Source organism: Blastococcus sp. TF02A-35 (genome assembly GCF_004571075.1).
Taxonomy (GTDB): domain Bacteria; phylum Actinomycetota; class Actinomycetes; order Mycobacteriales; family Geodermatophilaceae; genus Blastococcus.
This window is the reverse complement of the sequence record NZ_SPQP01000014.1, coordinates 62337-83378: the sequence shown is the minus strand read 5'-3', so window position 1 is coordinate 83378 and position 21042 is coordinate 62337. Positions and strand designations below refer to the sequence as shown.

Here is a 21042-nt window from a genome sequence, read left to right as displayed (position 1 = left end):
CACCACGGCGAAGTCTCGGAATGCCGGTGTGTCGCGGCCCCCCGGAAAACCGGTGGATGACCACCTGCACCGCTGTCGACATGGCGTCACACCCGCACCGCCGCACCCGGGAACGCCGAGCGCCGGTACTCCTCGCGTCAGTAGCTGAAGCGCCCCACCGTGGTGCGCAGGTCGGCAGCCATCCGGGACAGCTCGTCGACGGCGGTGCGGGTCTGCGTCAGGGCCTGCGTGGTGGAGTCGGCCGCGCTGGACACCCCGGAGATGTTCTCGGCGATCTGGGTCGTGCCGCCGGCGGCCTCCTGGACCGACCGGGACATCTCGTTGGTCGTGGCGGTCTGCTCCTCCACCGCGCTGGCGATGGTCGTCTGGCGGTCGGAGATCTGCGCGACGATCGAGGAGATCTCGCCGATCGCGGCCACGGCGGCCGTGGTGTCGCCCTGGATCGCCTGCACGCGCTTGGCGATGTCCTCGGTCGCCTTCGCCGTCTCCTGCGCCAGCTCCTTCACCTCGTTGGCCACGACCGCGAAGCCCTTGCCCGCCTCACCGGCCCGCGCGGCCTCGATGGTGGCGTTCAGCGCCAGCAGGTTCGTCTGCTCGGCGATCGAGGTGATGACCTTGACGACGTTGCCGATCTCGGCGCTCGACTCACCCAGCTTCGCCACCGTGGCGGTCGTCGTCTCCGCGGCGGTCACCGCGCGGTGGGCGACCTCGCTGGCCTCCGCGGCGTTCGTGGCGATCTCCCGGATGCTGGCACCCATCTGCTCGGCACCCGCGGCGACGGTCTGCACGCTGCGGGACACCTCCTCCGCGGCACCGGACACCACGCCGGACTGCGCCGAGGTCTCCTCCGCCGACGCCGAGATCTGCGCCGACGAGGCCGACAGCTCCTCCGAGCTGGCCGCCACCGCGTCCGCCGAGGCGGCGACCGCGCCCATGACCGCACGCAGGTTGACGACGGCCTCGTCGAGGGATGCGGCCATCCGTCCCATCTCGTCCTTGGAGGTCAGCCCGGCGGTCCTGGTGAGGTCGCCCTCGGCCAGCGCCGCCGTGACCTCCTGGACGCGCCGCGCCCCGCGGGCGATGGCGTTGGCGACCACGAACCCGAGACCCATGGCGAGGAGCACGCCGATGACGATCGTGGCGATCGTGATGGTCCGCTGCGACTCGTAGTTGTCGCGGATCGTCGCGTTGGCCTCCCGCGCGCGGGCCATCTCGCCTTCGCGCAGCTCCTCGATGTTCGCGGTCATCGACTTCACGATCGGGGAGACCTGCGCGTCGTTGGCGGCCACCCAGCCGCGGACGTCGCGGGCGATCGCCAGCGGGCCGAGCACCGTCTCCTGCATCTGGATGTAGGCGTCCATGTCCGCGCGGACCGCGTCGACGAGCTCCTGCTGCTCGGCGTCCAGCCCGCCCACGGAGTACCGGTCCAGCGCGCCCGCGAAGTCCTCCCGGTACCCGTCGACGAGCGCGAACTTCTCCAGGGTGGCGGCCTCGCCGTCGGCCAGGAGCGCCTCGCGGGTCATCACCCGCATGTCGGCGAGGAACCCGTCGACGTCGGCGGTGGCGACGGCGCCCAGCAGGTTCTGGTCGTAGAGGGCGTCGGCCTCGTCGGCCGCGGTGCTCAGGGCGGAGACGCCGAGCACGCCGATCCCGGCGGCGACCGCAGCGGTGACGCCCACGGCGCTGAGCACCTTCGTCTTCACCGAGAGGTCCGAGAACCAGGCGAGGGAGGTGCGGCCGGCCGGGGTCGCGGGCCGAGCGGATGCGGTCATGGCGGTGCTCCAGTGCGAAGGGAAGGGGCGTCCAGGTGTGCGGCTCCGGAATACCTGGCGCCGCGGGAGTGCGTCGTACGGCGAAAAGGATGAACGGGAACCGAATCCCGATCGGACAGATTTCCAGCGTGTTGCCAGACTCCTCACAGATTCCTCGGTGACCTCCTCCCCGTTGTCGACATACAGCCCCATTCGCCACGGGTGACCCATCGGGGAAATGGTCGAGGGCGCACGGAAAGCACTCCGTACGCCCTCGACCGGTCGGCGTCAGTAGGTGAAGCGCCCGACCGTGGTGCGCAGGTCGGCAGCCATCCGGGACAGCTCGTCGACGGCGACCCGGGTCTGGCCCAGCGCCTGGGTCGTGGCGTCAGCGGCGCCGGAGACCCCGGTGATGTTCTCAGCGATCTGCGTGGTGCCGCCGGCGGCCTCCTGCACCGACCGGGACATCTCGCTGGTGGTGGCGGTCTGCTCCTCCACGGCGCTGGCGATGGTGGTCTGGCGGTCGGAGATCTGCGCCACGATCGTGCTGATCTCGTCGATCGCGGCCACCGCGGCCGTCGTGTCGCCCTGGATCGCCAGGACGCGGCGGGCGATGTCCTCGGTCGCCTTCGCCGTCTCCTGCGCCAGCTCCTTGACCTCGTTGGCCACGACCGCGAAGCCCTTGCCCGCCTCACCAGCCCGCGCCGCCTCGATGGTCGCGTTCAGCGCCAGCAGGTTGGTCTGCTCGGCGATGCTCGTGATCACCTTCACCACGTTGCCGATCTCCGCCGAGGACTCCCCCAGCTTCGCGACCGTCGCCGTCGTGGTGGCGGCGGCGTCCACGGCACGGTTGGCGACCTCGCTGGCCTCCGCGGCGTTCTGCGAGATCTCCCGGATCGACAGGCCCATCTCCTCCGCGCCGGCGGCCACGGTCTGCACGCTGCGGGAGACCTCGTCGGCAGCGGAGGACACGACGCCGGACTGGGCCGCGGTCTCCTCCGCCGAGGCGGCGATCTGCGCGGACGAGGCGGACAGCTCCTCCGAGGAGGCCGCGACCGCGGCGGCGGAGGCGGCGACGTCGGCCATCACGACCCGCAGCGCGTCCTGGGCCCGGCCGAGGGAGGTGGCCATGCGGCCGAGCTCGTCCTGGCTGCTCACCACCGGCGCGACGGTCAGGTCGCCCTCGGCGAGCGCCTCGACCGACCTCTGGACCGACCGCACGGTGCGCACCAGCCGGCGGACGATGAGGACCGCGACCGCGCCGGAGGCCAGGATGCCCACGGCCAGCAGCACGAGCACGAACCAGATCGCGGCCTCGGCGTCGTCGCTGTCCTTGACCACGTGGTCCGTGGCGGCCGCGGACTGCGCCTCGCCCTCGGCGACCAGCGCGTCGAGGGCGTCGTCGCCGATCCCGCGGACCTCCGCCTGGTAGATCGCGCCGAAGCCGGCGACGTCACCGGCGTCGGCCAGCGGGAAGAGGGTCGTGGTGGCGGCGCCGACGAAGCCGGCGACGTTCTTCTCCAGGCCGGCGATGGCGGCCTCGTCCTGGGCTGCCGGGGCGTAGTCCTCGAGGACCCCCTGCAGCTTCGCGTACCGCTCGTCGATCTCGCCGCGCAGCTCCGCCCGGGTCGCCACGTCGGCGGCCGCGTACTGGAGCACGCGGGCGCGGACGCCCTGGAAGTGCCGCTGCGCCTCGTTCAGCTGCACCATCGGCGCGATGTTCTCGTCGTACAGGGCCTGCTGCGCGTCGGCCAGCGACTGGATGCGGTCGACGGCCACCCCACCGGCCCCGAGGCCGACGGCGCCGAGGAGGACCATCGCCGTCCCCAGCTTGACGCCGACGGGTCGGTCGGCGAACCAGCTTCCGCGCCGGGTGGGCGCACTGGGAACGGTCATGAATGGCTCCAGGTGACTGCATGGGTGGTGGAAGACGATCGGTGGGCCGGGGGCACGTCATCGGGTCTTCCGGCAGGGAGAAATGTAGGGGTCGCGGCAGCGGTCCGTGCGCGCCACGCGGCCATTCGAATTGCGCGCCACCAAATAGTCCGACCAGCGGATCTGCGGTGTCGACAAGGCGGCACCACGCAATTCCGGACCGGGGCCCTCGGCCCGGAAATGCCGAGAGCGCACGGCCTGGTGGCCGTGCGCTCTGGCTGGGGGAGCACCCCCCGACGAGCCTCGCTCAGTAGGTGAACTGCCCGACGGTGGTGCGCAGGTCCGCTGCCATCCGGGAGAGCTCGTCGACGGCGACCCGGGTCTGGCCCAGCGCCTGCGTCGTGGCCTCCGCGGCACCGGAGACCCCGGTGATGTTGTCGGCGATCTGGGTGGTGCCGCCGGCGGCCTCCTGCACGGAGCGGGACATCTCGCTCGTCGTCGCCGTCTGCTCCTCCACCGCGCTGGCGATCGTCGTCTGGCGGTCGGAGATCTGCGCGACGATCGAGCTGATCTCCTCGATCGCGGCCACCGCCGCCGTCGTGTCGCCCTGGATCGCCAGCACCCGCTTGGCGATGTCCTCGGTCGCCTTCGCCGTCTCCTGGGCCAGCTCCTTCACCTCGTTCGCCACGACCGCGAAGCCCTTGCCGGCCTCGCCGGCCCGTGCGGCCTCGATGGTCGCGTTCAGGGCCAGCAGGTTCGTCTGCTCGGCGATGCTCGTGATCACCTTGACGACGTTGCCGATCTCCGCCGACGAGTCGCCCAGCTTGGCCACCGTGGCTGTCGTGGTGGCGGCTGCGTCGACGGCGCGGGCGGCGACCTGGCTGGCCTCCGCGGCGTTCGTCGCGATCTCCCGGATGCTCGCGCCCATCTCCTCCGCGCCCGCGGCGACCGTCTGCACGCTGCGGGACACCTCCTCCGCAGCGCCGGCCACCACGCCGGACTGCGCCGAGGTCTCCTGCGCCGACGCCGAGATCTGCGCGGACGACGCCGACAGCTCCTCGGACGAGGCGGCCACCGCGTCCGCCGAGGCGACGACGGTGCTCATGACCGTGCGCAGGCTGGCCTGGGCGACGTCCAGCGAGGCCGCCATCTGGCCCACCTCGTCACGGGAGGTCACCCCGGTGGCGACGGTCAGGTCGCCCTTGGCCAGGGCGTCGAGCGCGGCCTTGACCCGCTGGACCGGCCGGGTGATCGAGCGCATGGTCAGCACGCTGAGCGCCACGACCGCCAGCACGGCGACCACGGCCACGGTGATGCTCTGCGTCTCGGCGCTGCTGATGGCCTCGTCGAGCCGCTGCTGCGCGGCGTCGCTCTCGGCGGCCAGGGCGTCCTTGGCCGCGCCCACCGCACCGTCGGTCAGGTCGTTCGCGGCCTGGATCTCCTCGAAGCGGACGCGGGCGGCGGCCTGGTCGGCGACCGCGGCGTTCACGAAGACGGTGATGGCGTCGGTGTACTCGCCGTAGCTGGCGGCCAGCGCGTCGACGGTCTCCGCGGCCTGCCCCTCCAGCTCGATCGTGACCAGCTCCGCGAGCAGTGCCTCGGGGGTGGCGATGTCGTCGGCCAGCTCGGTGAGCTGCTCGGCGGGGTCGGGGCGGGTCAGGGCCTTGAAGCCGTCGACCTTGAGCTCGCTGGCACGGGTGTCGAGCTGCAGCACCAGCTCCTGGGCCGTGTTGAGCTCGGCGAGCTCGGTGTTCGCCTCGCGCACCGACGAGGTGCCGGCGAGGACGGCGCCCACGAGCCCGCCGAAGGCGAGCACGACGACGCCGACGAGGATGCCGAACTTCACCGCCAGGGGGCGGTCGGCGAACCAGCCCGCACGCCGCGTGGCAGCGGGAGAAAGGGTACGGGTGCTCACGGGAAACCGTCCTGACGATGAATGGCCTGCGCCACCCGTTGGTGGCAGCGCTGATTGTGGTGACTCCAGCCAGCGTTAAACAGACAATCGGCGCATCGCAGGAACATTGTGACCCGGCAATGGGGTCGGCTCTTTTTCCCCGCCCATTTGTCGACATCCGGACGGGCCACCCCGGCGCCGTCGCGCCGGCCCGGGAAACGGAGAAGTCGCAGGTCGGTCGCGCATTTCCTGCTCGGCGCGCGCCGGACGGCAGCGTCCGGGCCAGAACCGGAACGAGGCAGGTCCTGTTGGTCGCGTCGGTCACCGCACCGACGCGCCGCGGCTCAGCCCAGCAGCTCCCCGAGCCGCTCGAGCACGGCGAGCGCGCCCTGGGTGTCGTCGACCCGGTGGCGGGCCGCCGTGGCCCCGTCGCCCACCTTCACCGTCACGTCATCCGGCCCGAGGGCGAGGAAGCCGTCCTCGTCGGTGACGTCGTCCCCCAGGTAGACGGCAGCGGCGGCCCCGATCTCGTCGACCAGCCGGCGCAGGGCGGAGCCCTTGTCCGCGTCCGTCATCGCGATCTCGAGGACCTCCTTGCCGGGCTTCATCGTCAGTGACGGATCAGCCGACGCGCGGGAGCGCTCCAGCAGCTCGGCGGCCGCCACGCGGTCGGCGACCTCGCGGACGTGCACGGCGACGCTCGCGGGCTTGACCTCCAGCCGGGCCCCCGGGACCGCGGCCACCTCGGGCCCCAGGAGGGCGGCGAGCTCGTCCCTGCGGCCGGCCAGCTCGTCCGGCAGCCGCCCGTCGTACTCGGCCCCGTGACTGCCCACCCAGCGGTAGGGCCCGGACAGCAGGCTGGTGCGCTGCAGGTCGGCGACGCCGCGGCCGCTCACCAGGGCGACGGTGACGCCGTCGACGCCCGCGAGCCGCGCCAGGGCGTCGGCGACGCCCGGCTCGGGCACAGCGGCCGAGGGGTCGCCGCGCAGGCGAGCGAGCACGCCGTCGTAGTCGCTGGCGACGAGGAGCGGCCGGCGTGCGGCGACCGCGACCAGGGCGGCCTCCAGGGCCGGGTCGAGAGCAGGGGAGGAGCTCACGCCTGCCTGCGCAGCGCGTCGAAGAAGGAGCTGGCCCAGTGGTCGAGGTCGTTCCTGGCGAGGTGCCGGCGCATCGCCCGCATCCGCTTCCTCAGCTCGGCCGGCTCGGCCCGCAGCGCGCGCACCAGCTGGTTCTTCACCCCGGCGATGTCGTGCGGGTTGACCAGGAACGCCTGCTTGAGCTGTGCCGCGGCACCGGCGAACTCCGAGAGCACCAGCGCGCCGCCGAGGTCCCCGCGGGCCGCGACGTACTCCTTGGCCACCAGGTTCATGCCGTCGCGGTAGGGGGTCACGAGCATGACGTCGGCGGCCCGGTACAGCGCCGCCAGCTCCTCGCGGGGCATGGACTGGTTGAAGTAGTGGACCGCCGGCCCGGCGATCGAGCCGAAGACGCCGTTGATGTGCCCGACCTGCTGCTCGATCGTCTCGCGCATGTGCACGTAGTGCTCGACCCGCTCGCGGCTCGGCGTCGCCACCTGGACCAGCACGGTGTCGGGCGCCTCGATGCTGCCGTCCTCCAGCAGCTCCTGGAAGGCGTTGAGCCGGACGCTGATGCCCTTGGTGTAGTCCAGCCGGTCGACCCCGAGGACGATCTTGCTCGGGTTGCCCAGCTCCTCGCGGATCTGCTTGGCCCGGGCGAGGACCTCGGGGGAGGAGGCCAGCTCGTCGAACGCCGCCACGTCGATGGAGATCGGGAAGGCCTTCGCCGTGACCGTCCGGCCGTCGTACTCGACCTGGTCCCGGCGGCAGCTCAGGTCGTGCAGCCGCCGGGCGAGCTGGACGAAGTTCGCCGCCGCCGACGGCAGCTGGAAGCCCACGAGGTCCGCCCCGAGCAGCCCCTCGACGATCGCCGAGCGCCACGGGAGCTGGGTGAACAGCTCGTAGGGCGGGAACGGGATGTGCAGGAAGAAGCCGATGGTCAGGTCCGGGCGCCGCTGGCGGAGCATCGCCGGGACCAGCTGCAACTGGTAGTCGTGCACCCAGACGATCGCGTTCTCCGCGGCCACCGCGGCCGCCCGGTCGGCGAAGCGCTTGTTGACCTGCACGTAGGCGTCCCACCAGGTGCGGTGGTACTCCGGCTTCTCCACGACGTCGTGGTAGAGCGGCCACAGCGAGGCGTTCGACATGCCCTCGTAGTAGCGGTCGACCTCCTCCTCCGAGAGCTCCACCGGGATCAGCTGCATCCCGCCGGACTCGAAGGGCTCCGGGGCCTCGCCCGCAGACCCGGACCAGCCCACCCACGCGCCGCCGCGACCCGCGACGAACGGCTCCAGCGCGGTCACCAGCCCGCCCGGGCTGCGCTGCCAGCGCGTGGACCCGTCGGGATCGGTCACCTGGTCGACGGGAAGTCGATTGGCGACCACGACGACGGGGCTGTCCGCCTTGACCTCAACCTCGTTGTTCTCGGCCATACCGCCCCTAACCCTATCCACAGCGGCCGCCGGACGCCCTGCTGAGCGGGTCAGAGCACGCTGCCGAGCGCGAAGCCACCGGCGGCGGCCCCCAGCCCGAGGGCCAGCGTGGCGGCGACGTAGCCGAGCACCGCACGCCACCGGCGCTGCTCGCCGAGCCGGACCAGGTCGGCACCGAAGGTGGAGAAGGTGGTGAGCGTCCCGCAGAAGCCGGTCCCGAGCAGGGCCACCAGCCAGGCCGGTGCCGCAGCCCAGCCGAGCAGGGCCCCGAGCACCGCGCTGCCGGCGACGTTGACCGCCAGGGTGCCCAGCACGCTGCCGGCACCCCGGCGGGCCACGGCGACCCGCTCGGCGAGCAGCCGCAGCGGCGCGCCCGCCAGCGCGCCGGCCACGACCAGCCACGGCGTCACCGCGGGCCCCCGGCCAGGCGCCGCGCCGTGAGCGTGCCGGCCGCAGCCGCCGCGACGCCACCGAGGACCGACACCGCGACGTAGGCGACCGCCGTGCCGGCCGCTCCGGCCTCGGCCAGCTGCACCGTCTCCACGGCGAACGTCGAGTAGGTCGTGAAGCCGCCGAGCACGCCGACGCCGAGGAACGGGCGGGCCCAGGGGGAGTCCGGCGCGCGGGCGGCCAGGACGGCGGCGAGCAGGCCCAGGAGGAGGCAGCCGGTCAGGTTGACCAGGAGGGTCGCCCAGGGCCAGCCGGGAGGGGAGGTGGGGAGCAGCTCGGCCAGCCCCCACCGGGCCAGCGCGCCGAGCGCGCCACCGAGCGCGGCCAGGAGATAGGCCATGTGACCTGCCTCTCCTCCCGTCCGGACCGTGCGGCAGCATGCCCCTCGGAGGGTCGCACGCCGGTGGCCCGGAGCCGAGGAGGACGCCGTGGGACCGCTGGAAGGCGTGCGGGTCGTCGAGTTCGCGGGGCTGGGGCCGGGGCCCTTCTGCGGCATGCTGCTCGCCGATCTCGGGGCCGACGTCGTGCGCATCGACCGGAAGGGGGCCCGCGGCGGGCTGCTCGGCTCGCTCGGGGCGACGTCGCTGCTGGACCGGGGGAAGCGCTCGATCGCCCTGGACCTCAAGGACGCCGGCGACCTCGAGATCGTGCGCGCCCTCGTGCGCCGTTCCGACGTCCTGCTCGAGGGCTTCCGGCCCGGCGTCATGGAGCGGCTCGGCCTCGGGCCCGAGGAGCTGATGGGGGAGAACCCGGCCCTGGTCTACGGCCGGATGACCGGCTGGGGCCAGACCGGCCCCCTCGCGCACTCCGCGGGTCACGACATCGGCTACATCGCGCTGACCGGGGCGCTCGGCGCTTCCGGGCGGCCCGAGGAGCGGCCGGCGCCACCGTTGAACCTGCTGGGCGACTTCGGCGGCGGCGGAGCGTTCCTGGCCCTCGGCGCCCTCGCCGCGCTGCTCCGCGCCCGGTCGACGGGGGAGGGGCAGGTGGTCGACGCGGCGATCGTCGACGGCACCGCCGTCCTCACCACGATGATCCACGGGATGCTCGACGCCGGTGTCTGGACCGACCGCCGCGGCCGCAACCTGCTCGACACCGGGGCGCCGTTCTACGACGTCTACCGGTGCGCCGACGGCCAGTTCCTCGCCGTCGGGGCGCTGGAGGAGCAGTTCTACGCCGCGCTGCTGGAGGGGCTGGGCGTCGCCGGCGACGAGTCGCTGCCCGACCGGTCCGACCCGCGGCAGTGGCCGGCGCTGCGCGAGCGGTTCACCGAGCTGTTCGCCTCCCGCACCCGGGCGGAGTGGTGGCAGGTGTTCGAGGGGACCGACGCCTGCGTGGCGCCGGTGTGGTCGCTGCTCGAGGCGACGACGGACCGGCACAACGCCGAGCGCGGGGTCTTCGTCGAGGTCGACGGCGTCGTGCAGCCCGACGTCGCGCCCCGCTTCTCCGCGACGCCGGGAAAGGTCGGCTCCGTGCCCCGGGCCGGCCAGCACACCGAGGAGATCCGCGCCGAGCTCGGCCTCTGACGGGCCGAAATGGCCATTTCGGCCCCTACCGGCGCTTGCGGGTCTCCGGGAAGAGCAGGTCGACGAACCGCTCGGCGGTCGGCTGCGGCTCGTGGTTGGCCAGGCCGGGCCGCTCGTTGGCCTCGATGAAGACGTAGTCGGGTCCGGCGACGTCGGGCACCAGGAAGTCGATACCGGTCACCGGGATGTCCAGCGCCTCGGCGGCGCGCACCGCGGCGGCGGCGACGTTCGGGTGGAGCTGCGCGGTGCAGTCCTCGATCGTGCCGCCGGTGTGCAGGTTCGCCGTCCGCCGGACCTGGATGCGCTCGCCGTTGCGGGGGACGTCGTCCATCGCGAACCCGGCCTCGGCGACGACCTCGGCGGTGGCATCGTCCAGGGGGATGCGGGACTCCCCGCCGGTGGCCCGTTCCCGCCGCCGGCTCGTGGAGCGGACCAGCTCGGTGACCGTGCTGCGGCCGTCGCCGACGACCTCCGCCGGCCGCCGGACCGCCGCGGCGACCACCTGGCGGTCGATGACGACCACCCGCAGGTCGTCGCCGGGGACCAGCTCCTCGACCAGGACGTCGGGGCAGAACTGGGCGGCGTAGCGGACGGCCCGCTCGAGGGCGGCGTCGCCCTTGACGCCGACAGTGATGCCCTTGCCCTGCTCGCCGCGGGCGGGCTTGACGACGACCGCCTGCACCTCGCGGAGCAGCGCGGAGGCCTCGGCCAGGTCGCCCTCGCACGCGCGGGCGCCGCGGGGCACCCGGACGCCGGCGCGCTCCATGATCCGGCGGGTGACCCGCTTGTCGTCGCAGCGGCTCATCGCCACCGCGGTGGTGAACTCCGACAGCGACTCCCGGGTGACCACCGTGCGCCCCCCGACCGACAGCCGCATCTCGCCCCACTCGGCGTCGGTGACCTCGACGCGGATGCCGCGGCGCAGCGCCTCCTCGGCGATGATCAGCGCGTAGGGGTTCAGGTTCTCCAGACCCGGCGGCCGGGCGGCGAACAGCGGCGTGTTGATCGGGTTCTTGCGCTTCACGCAGACGGCCGAGACCCGGCTGAAGCCGAGCTTGCGGTAGAGCTTGATCGCGCCGGCGTTGTCGTGCATGACCGAGAGGTCGAGGTAGGCCCGGCCCCGGCCGACGTAGCGCTCGGCGAGCACGCGGACCAGCGCCTCGCCGGTCCCGGGCGGGGCGTCCTGGTTGTGCACCGCGAGGCACCACAGGCTGGTGCCGCCCTCCGGGTCGTCGAAGGCGAGGGTGTGGTCGACGCCGGTCACCGTGCCGACGATCCGGCCGGTCCGGGTGTCCTCGGCGACGAGGTAGGTGAAGCACCGGGTGCGGTGGTTGTCCCACATGACGTCGGGGTCGCCCACGACCATGCCGTTCAGGGCGTAGATGTCGTTGATCGCCTCCATCTCCGCGCGCGAGGTGGCGGTGCGCACGAAGACGCCCCGGATCAGCTCGTGGCGGGCCCGGTAGCGGTGGAGGTCGAGGCGGTAGGTGTAGCTCGGGTCGATGAACAGCTCGTCGGGCGCGAGACCGACCAGCACGTGCGGGTCCCGCGGGTAGATGCAGATGTCCCGCTCGCCGCTCTCCTCGGCGCGCAGGGCGTCGACGATGCCGCGCAGGTCGGAGAACGTCTGACCGAAGACCAGCCGGCCCCAGCCCATGTCCAGGACGACGTCGTGCGCCATCCCCTGGAGCTGGTGCTCGGACGGCTCCCGCCACGACCGGTCGGTCAATGCCGGGGTGCTCGCCACCGGCGTGCGACGCCGGTGACCCGCGAGCCGGGGGGCCATGGACATCTCCTCAGACCGCGTGCGTCTGGAGCCAGAGCTCGAGGAGGCCGAGCTGCCAGAGCTTGTTGCCGCGCAACGGGGTGAGCTCCCCGTTGGGGTCGTCGAGGAGCTCCCGCACGTACTCGGGCCGGAACATGCCCCGGTCGCGCGCGGCGTCGCTGGAGAGCGCGTCCTTGACCAGTCCCAGCACCTTGCCCTCGAGGTGGGTGATGGCCGGCACGGGGAAGTAGCCCTTGGGCCGGTCGATGACCTCCGGCGGGATGATCCGCCGGCCGATGGCCTTGAGCACGCCCTTGCCGCCGTCGGCGAGCTTGAGCTCCGGCGGGCAGAGGGCGGCCAGCTCCACCAGGTCGTGGTCCAGGAACGGCACCCGGGCCTCCAGGCCCCACGCCATGGACATGTTGTCCACGCGCTTGACCGGGTCGTCGACCAGCATGATCTCGCTGTCCAGGCGGAGCGCGGCGTCGACGGCGCTCTCCGCGCCGGCGGCCTCCATGTGGGCGCGGACGAAGGCCAGGCTCGGGTCCTCGGCCAGCGCGTAGCGGTCGGAGACGACCCGGGCCATCTGGGCGTGGTCGCGGTCGAAGAAGGCCTTGGCATAGGTCTGCACGGCCTGCTCGCGGCCGACGCCGGCCAGCGGCGGGTACCAGTGGTAGCCGGCGAAGACCTCGTCGGCGCCCTGGCCGGACTGCACCACCTTGATCGTCTCGCTGACCCGCTCGCTGAGCAGGTCGAAGGCGACGGCGTCGTGGCTGACCATCGGCTCGGCCATGGCACCGACCGCGTGGCCGAGGGCGCCGACCAGCTCGTCGGAGCTCACCCGGATGCGGTGGTGGTTCGTGGCGAACCGCTCGGCGATGACGTCGGAGTAGGCGAACTCGTCGCCCTCGCGGCCGCCGACGGACTCGAAGCCGATGGAGTAGGTGGCCAGACCGGTCTGCCCCTCCTGCGCCAGCAGCCCGACGATGAGGCTGGAGTCCAGGCCGCCGGAGAGCAGCACGCCCACCGGGATGTCGGAGACCAGGCGGCGGCGGACGGCGACCCGCAGCGCCTCCTCGATCGCGTCCTCCCAGTCGCGGGCCGACCAGCTCGCGTGCTCGGCGCGGCGCTCGTAGGTGGCGTTCCAGTAGCGGTGCTCGCGGCTGGTGCCGTCGGCCTCGATCACGCGCACCGTGGCCGGCGGCAGCTTGCGGACGCCGTTGAGGATCGTGCGCGGCGCCGGGACGACGGCGTGCCAGCTCAGGTAGTGGTGCAGGGCGACCGGGTCGATCGAGGTGTCGATCCCGCCGGCCTTGAGCAGCGCCGGGAGGGTCGAGGCGAACCGCAGCTTCTTGCCCGGCGTCTCGGCGAGGTAGAGCGGCTTGATGCCCAGCCGGTCACGGGCCATGACCACGCGGCCGGTGTCCCGCTCGGTGATGACGAACGCGAACATGCCGTGCAGGTGCGAGACGACGTCGGTGCCCCAGTGGTGGTAGCCCTTGAGGATCACCTCGGTGTCGCTGTGCGAGAAGAACCGGTAGCCGTGGCCCTCCAGCTCGGCGCGCAGCTCCTGGTAGTCGTAGATGCAGCCGTTGAAGACCGCGGTCAGGCCCAGGTCGTTGTCCACCATCGGCTGCGAGCCGCAGGTGGAGAGGTCAATGACCGAGAGCCGGCGGTGCCCGAAGGCGATCCTCCCGTTGCTCCACGACCCCTGCCCGTCCGGGCCGCGGGGCACCAGGGCCTGCACCATACGGTCGACCGCCGTGGTGTCGGCCAGACTTCCGTCGAACGTGATCTCGCCGCAGAGGCCGCACATACGACTTGATCTAACCCGCGAGAGGCCGTCCACGCGCGCCGAGACCAAGATCACTCGGGCGCGGGACGGCCTCCCGCGAGGTGTTCCACGTGGAACCGCTGGTCAGCTCCCGGTCAGCCGGGCCACCGCCGCGGGCACGTCGACCAGGCCCGTGCCCTTGTCGAAGGACGTCGGGTAGCCGCCGACTGTCTGGTACGCGGCGCCGTCGGTGTAGCGGTGGGTGGTGCCCTTCAGCGCCGCCTCGACCTCGGCCGGCGTGGCCGTCGGGTCGGCCTGGAAGAGCTGGGCGACGATGCCGGCGACGTGCGGGGCCGCCATCGAGGTGCCGCTGATCGTGTTGAAGGTGCCGACGTCCAGCAGGCCCGGGCCGTTGCGGAAGTCCAGGCCGGTCGAGCAGATCGGCAGGTAGGGCCGGCAGGCGGAGGTGATGTTCTCGCCCGGCGCGGAGAGGTCCGGCCAGGTCGAGGGGTCGGCCGCCGCGCCGCGCGAGGAGTAGTCGCTGACCACGCCGTCACGGGTCCCGGTGTCCTCGTCGTAGTAGGAGGCCACCGACAGGACGCCGCCGGTCGGGTCCTGGCCGGGCGGGTTGGTGAGCGAGGCGGAGCCGTCGCCGCCGTCGTTGCCGGCGGCCCAGACCGTGACGACACCCTCGGCGGCCAGCGCCCGCTGCAGCTTCACCGTCGCGGAGTTCGGGTCGAACTCGCCGCCGCCGCTGGGCCCGTAGCTGTTGTTGGTCACCTTGATCGGCGGGCAGACCGAGGCGGGGACGCCGGCGCCGCAGGGCTGCTCGTGGTTCTCCAGGACCCAGTTCAGCGCCGAGTCCGCGCCCACGATGAGCAGCACAGCGCCGGTCGAGATGGACACCAGGCTGGCGCCGGGGGCCGCGCCCTGGAAGGACCCGCCGTCGGGCAGCGTCGTCGGCCGGCCGCCGACGATGCCGCTGACGTGCGTGCCGTGCCCGCCGACCGACAGCGTGTCGGTGTCGACGACCCCCGGCACGCGGACGACGCAGTCGGGGCTGGTGCTGGTCTCCAGCAGGCACAGGCTCTTGAGGTTGGCGACCACCGCGCTGCTGCCGTCGGGGTTGCGGAAGTACGGGTGGTTGGGGTCGATGCCCGAGTCGATGACGGCCACGGAGACGCCGCTGCCGTCCAGCGCCTCGCCGTTCGCGCCGGTGAGCGTCGCGGCCGCCTCGGCCCCGCGGGTGGCGGTGTTCGAGGTCTCCTGCGCGAACTCGATGGGGGTGTTGCCCTCGAGGTAGGTGACGCCGGGCTGGGTGCGCGCGGCCTCGACCTGGTCGGCGGTACCGGAGGCGACGGCCACCCCGATCCGCTCGTACTCGGTGACCAGCCGCATGCCGGTCGCCGCGACGGCGGCGCGCGCGGCGGCGATGTCGGTGCCGTGCACCATCACCGTGGTCCGGCCGGTCAGGCCCTCCAGCTGCTCGGCCAGGAAGTCCTGCACCGGGGCGGACGGCGCGGCGGGGGCCGCCTGGGCGGGCGCGGCGAAGGCTGCCGCCGCGACGACGGACAGCCCTCCCAGTGCGACGGTGCGACGCAACGACCGGCTCATGAGCTCTCCTCGCGGGACACGGCGGTGTGTGCGCTGTCCCAACGAGCCGGGCGCCGCGAGGTTACCGGCGCGTAGGGATCGGGCCCTCAGCCGTAGTAGAGGGCGACCGGCCGGCCGTCGATCTCCCGGACGTCGACGGTGGTGTCGTAGACGGCCTTCAGCACCTCCGGGCGCATGATCTCCCGCGCCGGGGCGTCGGCCACGACGACGCCGTCGCGCATCGCGACGATGCGGCCGGACCAGGTGGCGGCGAAGTTGATGTCGTGCAGCACGGTGATCACCCGCTTGCCGAGCTCGTCGGCCATCCGGCGGACCAGCCGCATGATCTCGGTCATGTGCCGCAGGTCGAGGTTGTTGAGCGGCTCGTCGAGCAGGACGTACTTCGTGTCCTGGGCCAGCACCATGGCGATGAACGCCCGCTGGCGCTGCCCGCCCGAGAGCTCGTCGAGGAACCGGTCGCGGTGGGCGCCGAGGTCCAGGTAGCTGATCGCCTGCTCGATGTGCTCGCGGTCCTCCACCGTGAGCCGCCCCCGGGAGTGCGGGAAGCGGCCGAACTCCACGAGGTCGTGCACCGTGAGGCGGGCGGCGACGTGGTTGTCCTGGCGGAGCACGGCGAGGGTCTTGGCCAGGTCGCCCGACGGCGTCGTCGCGATGTCCAGGCCGCCGACGGTCACCCGGCCGGCGTCGGGCTTGACCAGCCGGCCGACCAGGCTGAACAGCGTCGTCTTCCCGGCCCCGTTGGGGCCGATGAGCGCGGTCACGCCCTCGCCGCCGAGGGTGAGGGAGACGTCGTCGACCACCGTCTGGCCGCCGTAGCGCTTGGTGACGTTCTCGAGCGCGATCACCGCGCCCCCTTCCGGAGCACGAGGTACAGGAAGAACAGGCCGCCGGCGAAGTCGATGACCGTCGACAGGGTGCCGCCGAACCCGAAGGCCCGTTCGAGGACCAGCTGGCCGCCCAGCAGGCAGACCATCCCCAGGAGGACGGCCGTGGGCAGCGTCCAGGCGTGCCGGAACGAGCCGGCGTAGGAGTACGCGAGGTTGGCCACGATCAGCCCGAAGAACAGGATCGGCCCGACCAGGGCCGTCGACGCGGCGATCATGACCGAGACCGCGGCGAAGAGGGCCATCACGACGCGGCGGTGGTCGACGCCGAGGCCCACGGCCGTCGGCTCGCCCAGCGTCAGGACGTCGAGGGTGCGCCGCAGCGGCACGACCGCTGCGCAGCCGAGGGCCACCAGGACCGCGCTGAGCACGAGCAGCGTCTCGTCCGGGCGGGTCAGGGACGCGAACATGGCGTCGGAGAGCACCCGGAAGTCCAGCGGGTCGAGCATCCGCTGCATCCACTCGGTGAAGCTGCGGAAGAACGTGCCCAGCACGATCCCGACCAGGAGCATCAGGTGGATGGAGCGCCGCTTGCCACCGAACAGCCAGGTGAACAGCAGCACGCTGAAGGCGACCATCACCACGACCTGGACGAACCAGAGCGTGAGCTCGTCGAACGCCAGGAACGCCGCGGACCCGGAGACGAAGACGATGACCGTGGAGATCAGCACGTAGAACGCGTCGAACCCCATGATCGAGGGGGTCAGGATGCGGTTCTGCGTGATGGTGTGGAAGACCACGGTGGAGACCCCGACCGCCGTGGAGACGACGAGCATCGCGGCCACCGTGAGGCTGCGGATCTCGAGCGCGAAGGCCAGCGAGCCGGGGACGCCGGTGAACAGGTAGCCGACGACGAGGGCCAGCACGGCGCCGCCGAGCATTCTACGGCGCCCGTGACGAGGACGAGTCGCTGCGCACCATCCACCGCGCGCTCGACCTCGGGGTGACGTTCCTCGACACGGCCGACATGTACGGCCCGTTCACCAACGAGCGGCTGGTCGGCCGGGCGATCGCAGGCCGCCGCGAGGAGGTCGTCGTCGCCACCAAGTTCGGCAACGAGCGGCGTGAGGACGGCTCCTTCGTCGGCATCAACGGCCGCCCCGACTACGTGCACCGCGCCTGCGACGCCTCGCTGCAGCGCCTCGGCGTCGACGTCATCGACCTCTACTACCAGCACCGGGTGGACACCTCCGTGCCGGTCGAGGACACCTGGGGCGCGATGGCCGAGCTGGTGCAGGCCGGCAAGATCCGGCACGCCGGGATCTCCGAGGCAGCACCGGAGACGATCCGGCGGGCGCACGCCGTCACCCCGCTGACCGCCGTCCAGACCGAGTACTCGCTGTGGACCCGCGACCCGGAGGAGGACGGCGTGCTGGCCACCTGCGCCGAGCTGGGCATCGGGTTCGTCGCCTACTCCCCGCTGGGGCGGGGGTTCCTGTCCGGGCAGATCCGCAGCGTCGACGACCTCGCCGAGGACGACTTCCGGCGGCACAACCCGCGGTTCCAGGGGGAGGCGTTCGAGCAGGAACCTGCGCCTGGTCGAGCGGGTGCGCGAGATCGCCGACGAGAAGGGCGTCACCGCGGGGCAGCTGGCGCTGGCGTGGGTGATGGCGCAGAGCGGCCGGCCGGGGAACCCGGTGGTCGTGCCCATCCCGGGCACCAAGCGGATCTCCTACCTGGAGGAGAACGCCGCGGCCGCCGACGTGGTGCTCTCCGACGACGACCTCCGCCGCCTCGACGAGGCCGCCCCCGCCGGCGCGGCGGTGGGCGACCGGTACCCGGACATGTCCAGCGTCCACCGCTGACGGAGGCCCCTCCCCGCCCCTCGCACGCCCGGGGGGCGAGCCTCTGGAGGGGGCCGGGGACGGGCGCGGGACACTGTGCGGGTGCTGACCCCGCTCGTCGTCGCCGTCACCGTGGTCGCGGGGGCCCTGACGGTGCTGGGTATCGCCTCGACCCTCGCCCGACGGCGCATCGGCCTGGTCCACCTGGCCGGCGCCGGCGTCCTCGAGGCGCTGCTGGTGGTGCAGGCGGTCGTGGCCGCGGTGGCCATGGCCGGTGGTGACACCCCTGCCGACACCGCCAGCTTCCTCGGCTACCTGGTCGGCGCGCTGCTGATCCCGGTCGCGGGCGTGCTGTGGGCGCGGACCGAGCGCAGCCGCTGGGCGGGGACCGTCATCGCGGTGGCCGCCGCGGCCATCGGGGTCATGGTCTGGCGGCTGCTCCAGCTCTGGGAGGCCACCGGTGCGTGACCGTTCGGTGCTCGGCCCGGCCGCGGAGAGCACCGGTGGCTCCTCCGGCGGACCGACCCGCGTGCTCGTGGTGCTCTACGCGGTGTTCGCGCTGGCCGCCGGTGCCCGGGCCGGGGTGCAGCTGGCCACCCGGTTCCACGAGGCCCCCGTGGCCTACCTGCTGTCGGCGCTGGCGGCGGTCGTCTACGTGGTGGCCACCGTCGGCCTCGTGCGGGGCGGCCGCACCGGACGACGGACGGCTCTCGCGGCGATCACCGTGGAGCTGGTCGGCGTCCTCGTCGTCGGGACGCTGTCGCTGGTCGACCCGGCCGCCTTCCCCGACGAGACGGTCTGGTCGGGCTTCGGCCGCGGCTACGGCTACGTCCCGCTGCTGCTGCCGGTCCTCGGCCTGCTGCTGCTGCGGCGCCGGGCCGGCGACCCGGCCGGCCCGGCCTGACCCGCGGGGCGGCTCAGAAGTCCCCGCCGCCGAAGTCCCCGCCCCCGAAGTCCCCGCCGCCGTAGTCCCCGCCGCCGTAGTCCCCGCCCCAGCCGCCATCCGCCCCACCGGCGAAGTCCCCGCCGGGGTCACCGCCGTAGTCGCCCCCGTCGGCGCCAGCGCCGTCCTCGTAGCCGGCCGCGTAGGCCTCCTCGTCGCCACCGCCGAACAGGCCGCCGTAACCCAGGCCGGTGTCGAACAGCGCGTCGGCGACGGCGGTTCCCACCACGAGGCCGCCGATCGTGCCGAGCATGCTGCCGCCGATCATGCCGCCCATCCCCATGCCGCCGAAGCCGCCGCCGTAGCCGCCCCCGTAGGCCGGGCCGTACGCCGGGCCGTACGCCGGGCCGCGGCCGGGGCCGTAGCGACCGGGCCCGGGGCCGAAGGCCCGCTCCAGGATGCCGGGCTGGCGCATCTCGGCCCTGGTCGCCGCCCGCGCCAGGCTGCGCGGGTCGTCGCCCAGCGGGCGCTCGCCGGCCTCGCCGAGCTGGGTGAGCACCTGGCGCCGCTGCTCCGGGGTGAGCTGCGCGAAGGCCTCGGCGTGCGCCTCCTCGATCTGGTCCGGCGGCGCCGTGCGCAGCAGGTAGCGGTAGCGCTCGAGGGCCTGCTCGTCGGCGGAGCGGGGCCGCCGGGGGGCGGGCTGCCCGTACCCCTGGTCGTAGCCGCCGCCGTAGCCCTGCTCGTAGCCGCGGTCCTGGTAGCGGTCCTCGTCTCGCCGCCGGCGGCCGAAGAGCCGGTCGAACAGTCCCATCGCCATGCCTCCCTCGGTCCGGGCACGGCGGGCGTGCCCGCACCCTCGGTGCCCCGGAGCGAGCGGCGGGAACCGTCAGTGCTCGCCGGTGTGCAGCAGCCCGTAGGCGCCGCGGTGGAACAGCAGGGGACGGCGCTCCGCGGAGGCACCCAGGTCCAGCACCCGGGCGACGACGATCGTGTGGTCGCCGCCGTCGTACTCGGCCCACAGCTCGCCGTCGATCCAGGCGATGACGCCGTCCAGGACCGGGGAGCCGTGCGGGCTGGGCGCCCACGGCACCCCGGCGAACTTGTCCACGCCGGACCGGGCGAAGTTCTGCGAGACGTCGTCCTGGCCCTCGGCGAGGACGTTGACGCAGAACCGCCCGATGTCGCGCAGCCGTGGCCAGGTGCGGGAGGTGCGCGCCGGCGCGAAGGCGACCAGCGGCGGGTCCAGGGACAGCGAGCTGAAGGACTGGCAGGTGAACCCGATCGGCCCGTCCGGCGTCTGGGCGGTCAGCACCGTCACCCCGGAGGCGAAGTGGCCGAGCACGTCCCGCATCAGCCGCGGGTCGACGATCCGCGGGGTCTCCTCGGCGGTCACGCGCGGGCCTCCACGACCCGCGGCACCGACCGGCCGCCGGCGCGGTACAGCGAGCTCGGCAGCTCGTGGCCGACCTGCTGCTCGGTCTCCCGGGCGGCGGCCAGCAGCGCGTCGAGGTCGATCCCGGTGCGCACGCCGGACTCCTCCAGCATGTAGACCAGCTCCTCGGTGGCGATGTTGCCGCTCGCGCCGGGGGCGAACGGGCACCCGCCCAGCCCGCCGACGGAGGCGTCGAGCTGGGTGACCCCGGCCTGGATCGCGGCCAGCGCGTTCGCCTGGCCCGTGCCGCGGGTGTCGTGGAAGTGCACGCCCACGGCCACGCCCGGGCACGCGCGGCGGACGGCGTCGACGAGGGTGACCACGCGCAGCGGCGTCGTCGTCCCGATCGTGTCGCCGAGGCACAGCTGGTCGGCACCGGCGGTGACCGCGGCGCGGGCGACGTCGACCGTGCGCCCCACCGGGGTGCGCCCGTCGAAGGGGCAGTCCCAGGCGGTGGCGATGATGACCTCGAGCGACCCGCCGGCCCCGTGAGCCAGGGCGGCCACCTCGCCGACGGCACCGAGCGCCTCGGCGGTGCTGCGCCCCGCGTTGGCGCGGCTGTGCCCGTCGGAGGCGGAGACGACGTACTCGAGGTCGGCGACGCCCGCGTCCACCGCGCGCACCGCGCCGCGGGCGTTGGCGACCAGCGCCGACCAGTGCACCTCCGGCCAGCGGGCGAGCTCGGCGGCGAGCTGGTCGGCGTCGGCGAGGGCGGGGACTGCCTTCGGGGAGACGAACGACGTCGCCTCGATGCGTCGGACACCGGTCGCGACCAGGGCCTCGAGCATCCGGAGCTTCCCGGCGAGCGGGACCGGCTCCTCCAGCTGGAGCCCGTCGCGCATGCCGACCTCGCGGACGTCCACCGTGGTGGGCAGCACCAGGTCGAACTCGGACATCGGCG

The 21042-nt window shown here is 73.4% G+C and carries 19 protein-coding genes and 1 pseudogene; 5 read left to right on the top strand and 15 right to left on the bottom strand.

Annotated features, from left to right (window positions below; genetic code table 11):
• Nucleotides 1-137: 137 nt before the first annotated feature.
• From E4P43_RS09200 to crcB, 7 genes are all read right to left on the bottom strand, one after another.
• Nucleotides 138-1772, bottom strand: coding sequence for a methyl-accepting chemotaxis protein (locus tag E4P43_RS09200; protein ID WP_135145147.1), 1635 nt, complete (start codon nucleotides 1770-1772; stop codon nucleotides 138-140).
• A 267-nt stretch (nucleotides 1773-2039) separates the two neighbouring features.
• A complete protein-coding gene (locus tag E4P43_RS09195; RefSeq protein ID WP_135145146.1) occupies nucleotides 2040-3647 on the bottom strand; it encodes a methyl-accepting chemotaxis protein in 1608 nt (535 codons plus the stop codon).
• A gap of 286 nt (nucleotides 3648-3933) precedes the next feature.
• Nucleotides 3934-5541: a methyl-accepting chemotaxis protein gene (locus E4P43_RS09190; protein ID WP_135145145.1), complete on the bottom strand. Its 1608-nt coding sequence runs from the start codon at nucleotides 5539-5541 to the stop codon at nucleotides 3934-3936.
• A gap of 323 nt (nucleotides 5542-5864) precedes the next feature.
• The gene (gene otsB, locus E4P43_RS09185; RefSeq protein ID WP_135145144.1) at nucleotides 5865-6617 is read right to left on the bottom strand and encodes a trehalose-phosphatase; all 753 of its coding nucleotides are present in this window, start codon (nucleotides 6615-6617) and stop codon (nucleotides 5865-5867) included.
• On the bottom strand, nucleotides 6614-8029 hold the full coding sequence (locus E4P43_RS09180; protein ID WP_135145143.1) for a trehalose-6-phosphate synthase: 1416 nt from the start codon (nucleotides 8027-8029) through the stop codon (nucleotides 6614-6616). Before E4P43_RS09180 ends, otsB begins: the two co-directional genes overlap by 4 nt.
• Before the next feature lie 50 nt (nucleotides 8030-8079).
• Nucleotides 8080-8439 (bottom strand): CrcB family protein, encoded by a 360-nt coding sequence (locus E4P43_RS09175; protein ID WP_135145142.1) that lies wholly within the window; start codon nucleotides 8437-8439, stop codon nucleotides 8080-8082.
• Nucleotides 8436-8819 carry a fluoride efflux transporter CrcB gene (crcB, locus tag E4P43_RS09170; protein WP_135145141.1) on the bottom strand — a complete coding sequence of 128 codons (384 nt, stop codon included), beginning with the start codon at nucleotides 8817-8819 and terminating at the stop codon, nucleotides 8436-8438. Before crcB ends, E4P43_RS09175 begins: the two co-directional genes overlap by 4 nt.
• An 88-nt stretch (nucleotides 8820-8907) precedes the next feature.
• Between crcB and E4P43_RS09165 the strand changes: the two genes are divergently transcribed.
• Entirely contained in the window at nucleotides 8908-10005 is a 1098-nt protein-coding gene (locus E4P43_RS09165) for a CaiB/BaiF CoA-transferase family protein (protein ID WP_135145140.1), read from the top strand.
• Nucleotides 10006-10030: 25 nt separating this feature from the next.
• On the opposite strand, the gene ngg is transcribed toward E4P43_RS09165, so the two are convergent.
• The 5 genes from ngg to E4P43_RS09140 form a co-directional block, all read right to left on the bottom strand.
• Nucleotides 10031-11791, bottom strand: coding sequence for an N-acetylglutaminylglutamine synthetase (ngg, locus tag E4P43_RS09160; RefSeq protein ID WP_245159034.1), 1761 nt, complete (start codon nucleotides 11789-11791; stop codon nucleotides 10031-10033).
• 10 nt (nucleotides 11792-11801) lie between these two features.
• Nucleotides 11802-13586 carry an N-acetylglutaminylglutamine amidotransferase gene (locus E4P43_RS09155; protein ID WP_135145157.1) on the bottom strand — a complete coding sequence of 595 codons (1785 nt, stop codon included), beginning with the start codon at nucleotides 13584-13586 and terminating at the stop codon, nucleotides 11802-11804.
• Nucleotides 13587-13688: 102 nt separating this feature from the next.
• Nucleotides 13689-15158 (bottom strand): S8 family serine peptidase, encoded by a 1470-nt coding sequence (locus E4P43_RS09150; protein ID WP_135145138.1) that lies wholly within the window; start codon nucleotides 15156-15158, stop codon nucleotides 13689-13691.
• An 86-nt stretch (nucleotides 15159-15244) separates the two neighbouring features.
• Nucleotides 15245-16003, bottom strand: coding sequence for an ATP-binding cassette domain-containing protein (locus E4P43_RS09145; RefSeq protein WP_135145137.1), 759 nt, complete (start codon nucleotides 16001-16003; stop codon nucleotides 15245-15247).
• Nucleotides 16000-16908, bottom strand: a complete 909-nt coding sequence (locus tag E4P43_RS09140; RefSeq protein ID WP_209313806.1) for an iron chelate uptake ABC transporter family permease subunit — start codon at nucleotides 16906-16908, stop codon at nucleotides 16000-16002. The genes E4P43_RS09145 and E4P43_RS09140 overlap by 4 nt, the downstream gene beginning before the upstream one ends.
• A 77-nt stretch (nucleotides 16909-16985) precedes the next feature.
• Here E4P43_RS09140 and E4P43_RS20485 point away from each other — a divergent pair.
• From E4P43_RS20485 to E4P43_RS09125, 4 genes and pseudogenes are all read left to right on the top strand, one after another.
• Nucleotides 16986-17483, top strand: a pseudogene (locus tag E4P43_RS20485) (aldo/keto reductase); the annotation flags it as partial.
• Between the two features lie 106 nt (nucleotides 17484-17589).
• A complete protein-coding gene (locus E4P43_RS20480) occupies nucleotides 17590-17847 on the top strand; it encodes an aldo/keto reductase (protein WP_245159033.1) in 258 nt (85 codons plus the stop codon).
• 81 nt (nucleotides 17848-17928) lie between these two features.
• Complete coding sequence (locus E4P43_RS09130; RefSeq protein WP_245159032.1) at nucleotides 17929-18294, top strand: hypothetical protein; 366 nt, start codon at nucleotides 17929-17931, stop codon at nucleotides 18292-18294.
• Nucleotides 18287-18730 (top strand): hypothetical protein, encoded by a 444-nt coding sequence (locus E4P43_RS09125; RefSeq protein WP_209313805.1) that lies wholly within the window; start codon nucleotides 18287-18289, stop codon nucleotides 18728-18730. Before E4P43_RS09130 ends, E4P43_RS09125 begins: the two co-directional genes overlap by 8 nt.
• A 13-nt stretch (nucleotides 18731-18743) precedes the next feature.
• Here the strand turns inward: E4P43_RS09125 and E4P43_RS09120 are convergent, their stop codons facing one another.
• The 3 genes from E4P43_RS09120 to E4P43_RS09110 form a co-directional block, all read right to left on the bottom strand.
• Entirely contained in the window at nucleotides 18744-19526 is a 783-nt protein-coding gene (locus E4P43_RS09120; protein WP_245159036.1) for a hypothetical protein, read from the bottom strand.
• A 69-nt stretch (nucleotides 19527-19595) separates the two neighbouring features.
• Nucleotides 19596-20102: a flavin reductase family protein gene (locus E4P43_RS09115; RefSeq protein WP_245159031.1), complete on the bottom strand. Its 507-nt coding sequence runs from the start codon at nucleotides 20100-20102 to the stop codon at nucleotides 19596-19598.
• Nucleotides 20099-21037, bottom strand: a complete 939-nt coding sequence (locus E4P43_RS09110; protein WP_135145135.1) for a hydroxymethylglutaryl-CoA lyase — start codon at nucleotides 21035-21037, stop codon at nucleotides 20099-20101. The genes E4P43_RS09115 and E4P43_RS09110 overlap by 4 nt, the downstream gene beginning before the upstream one ends.
• Nucleotides 21038-21042 lie beyond the last annotated feature (5 nt).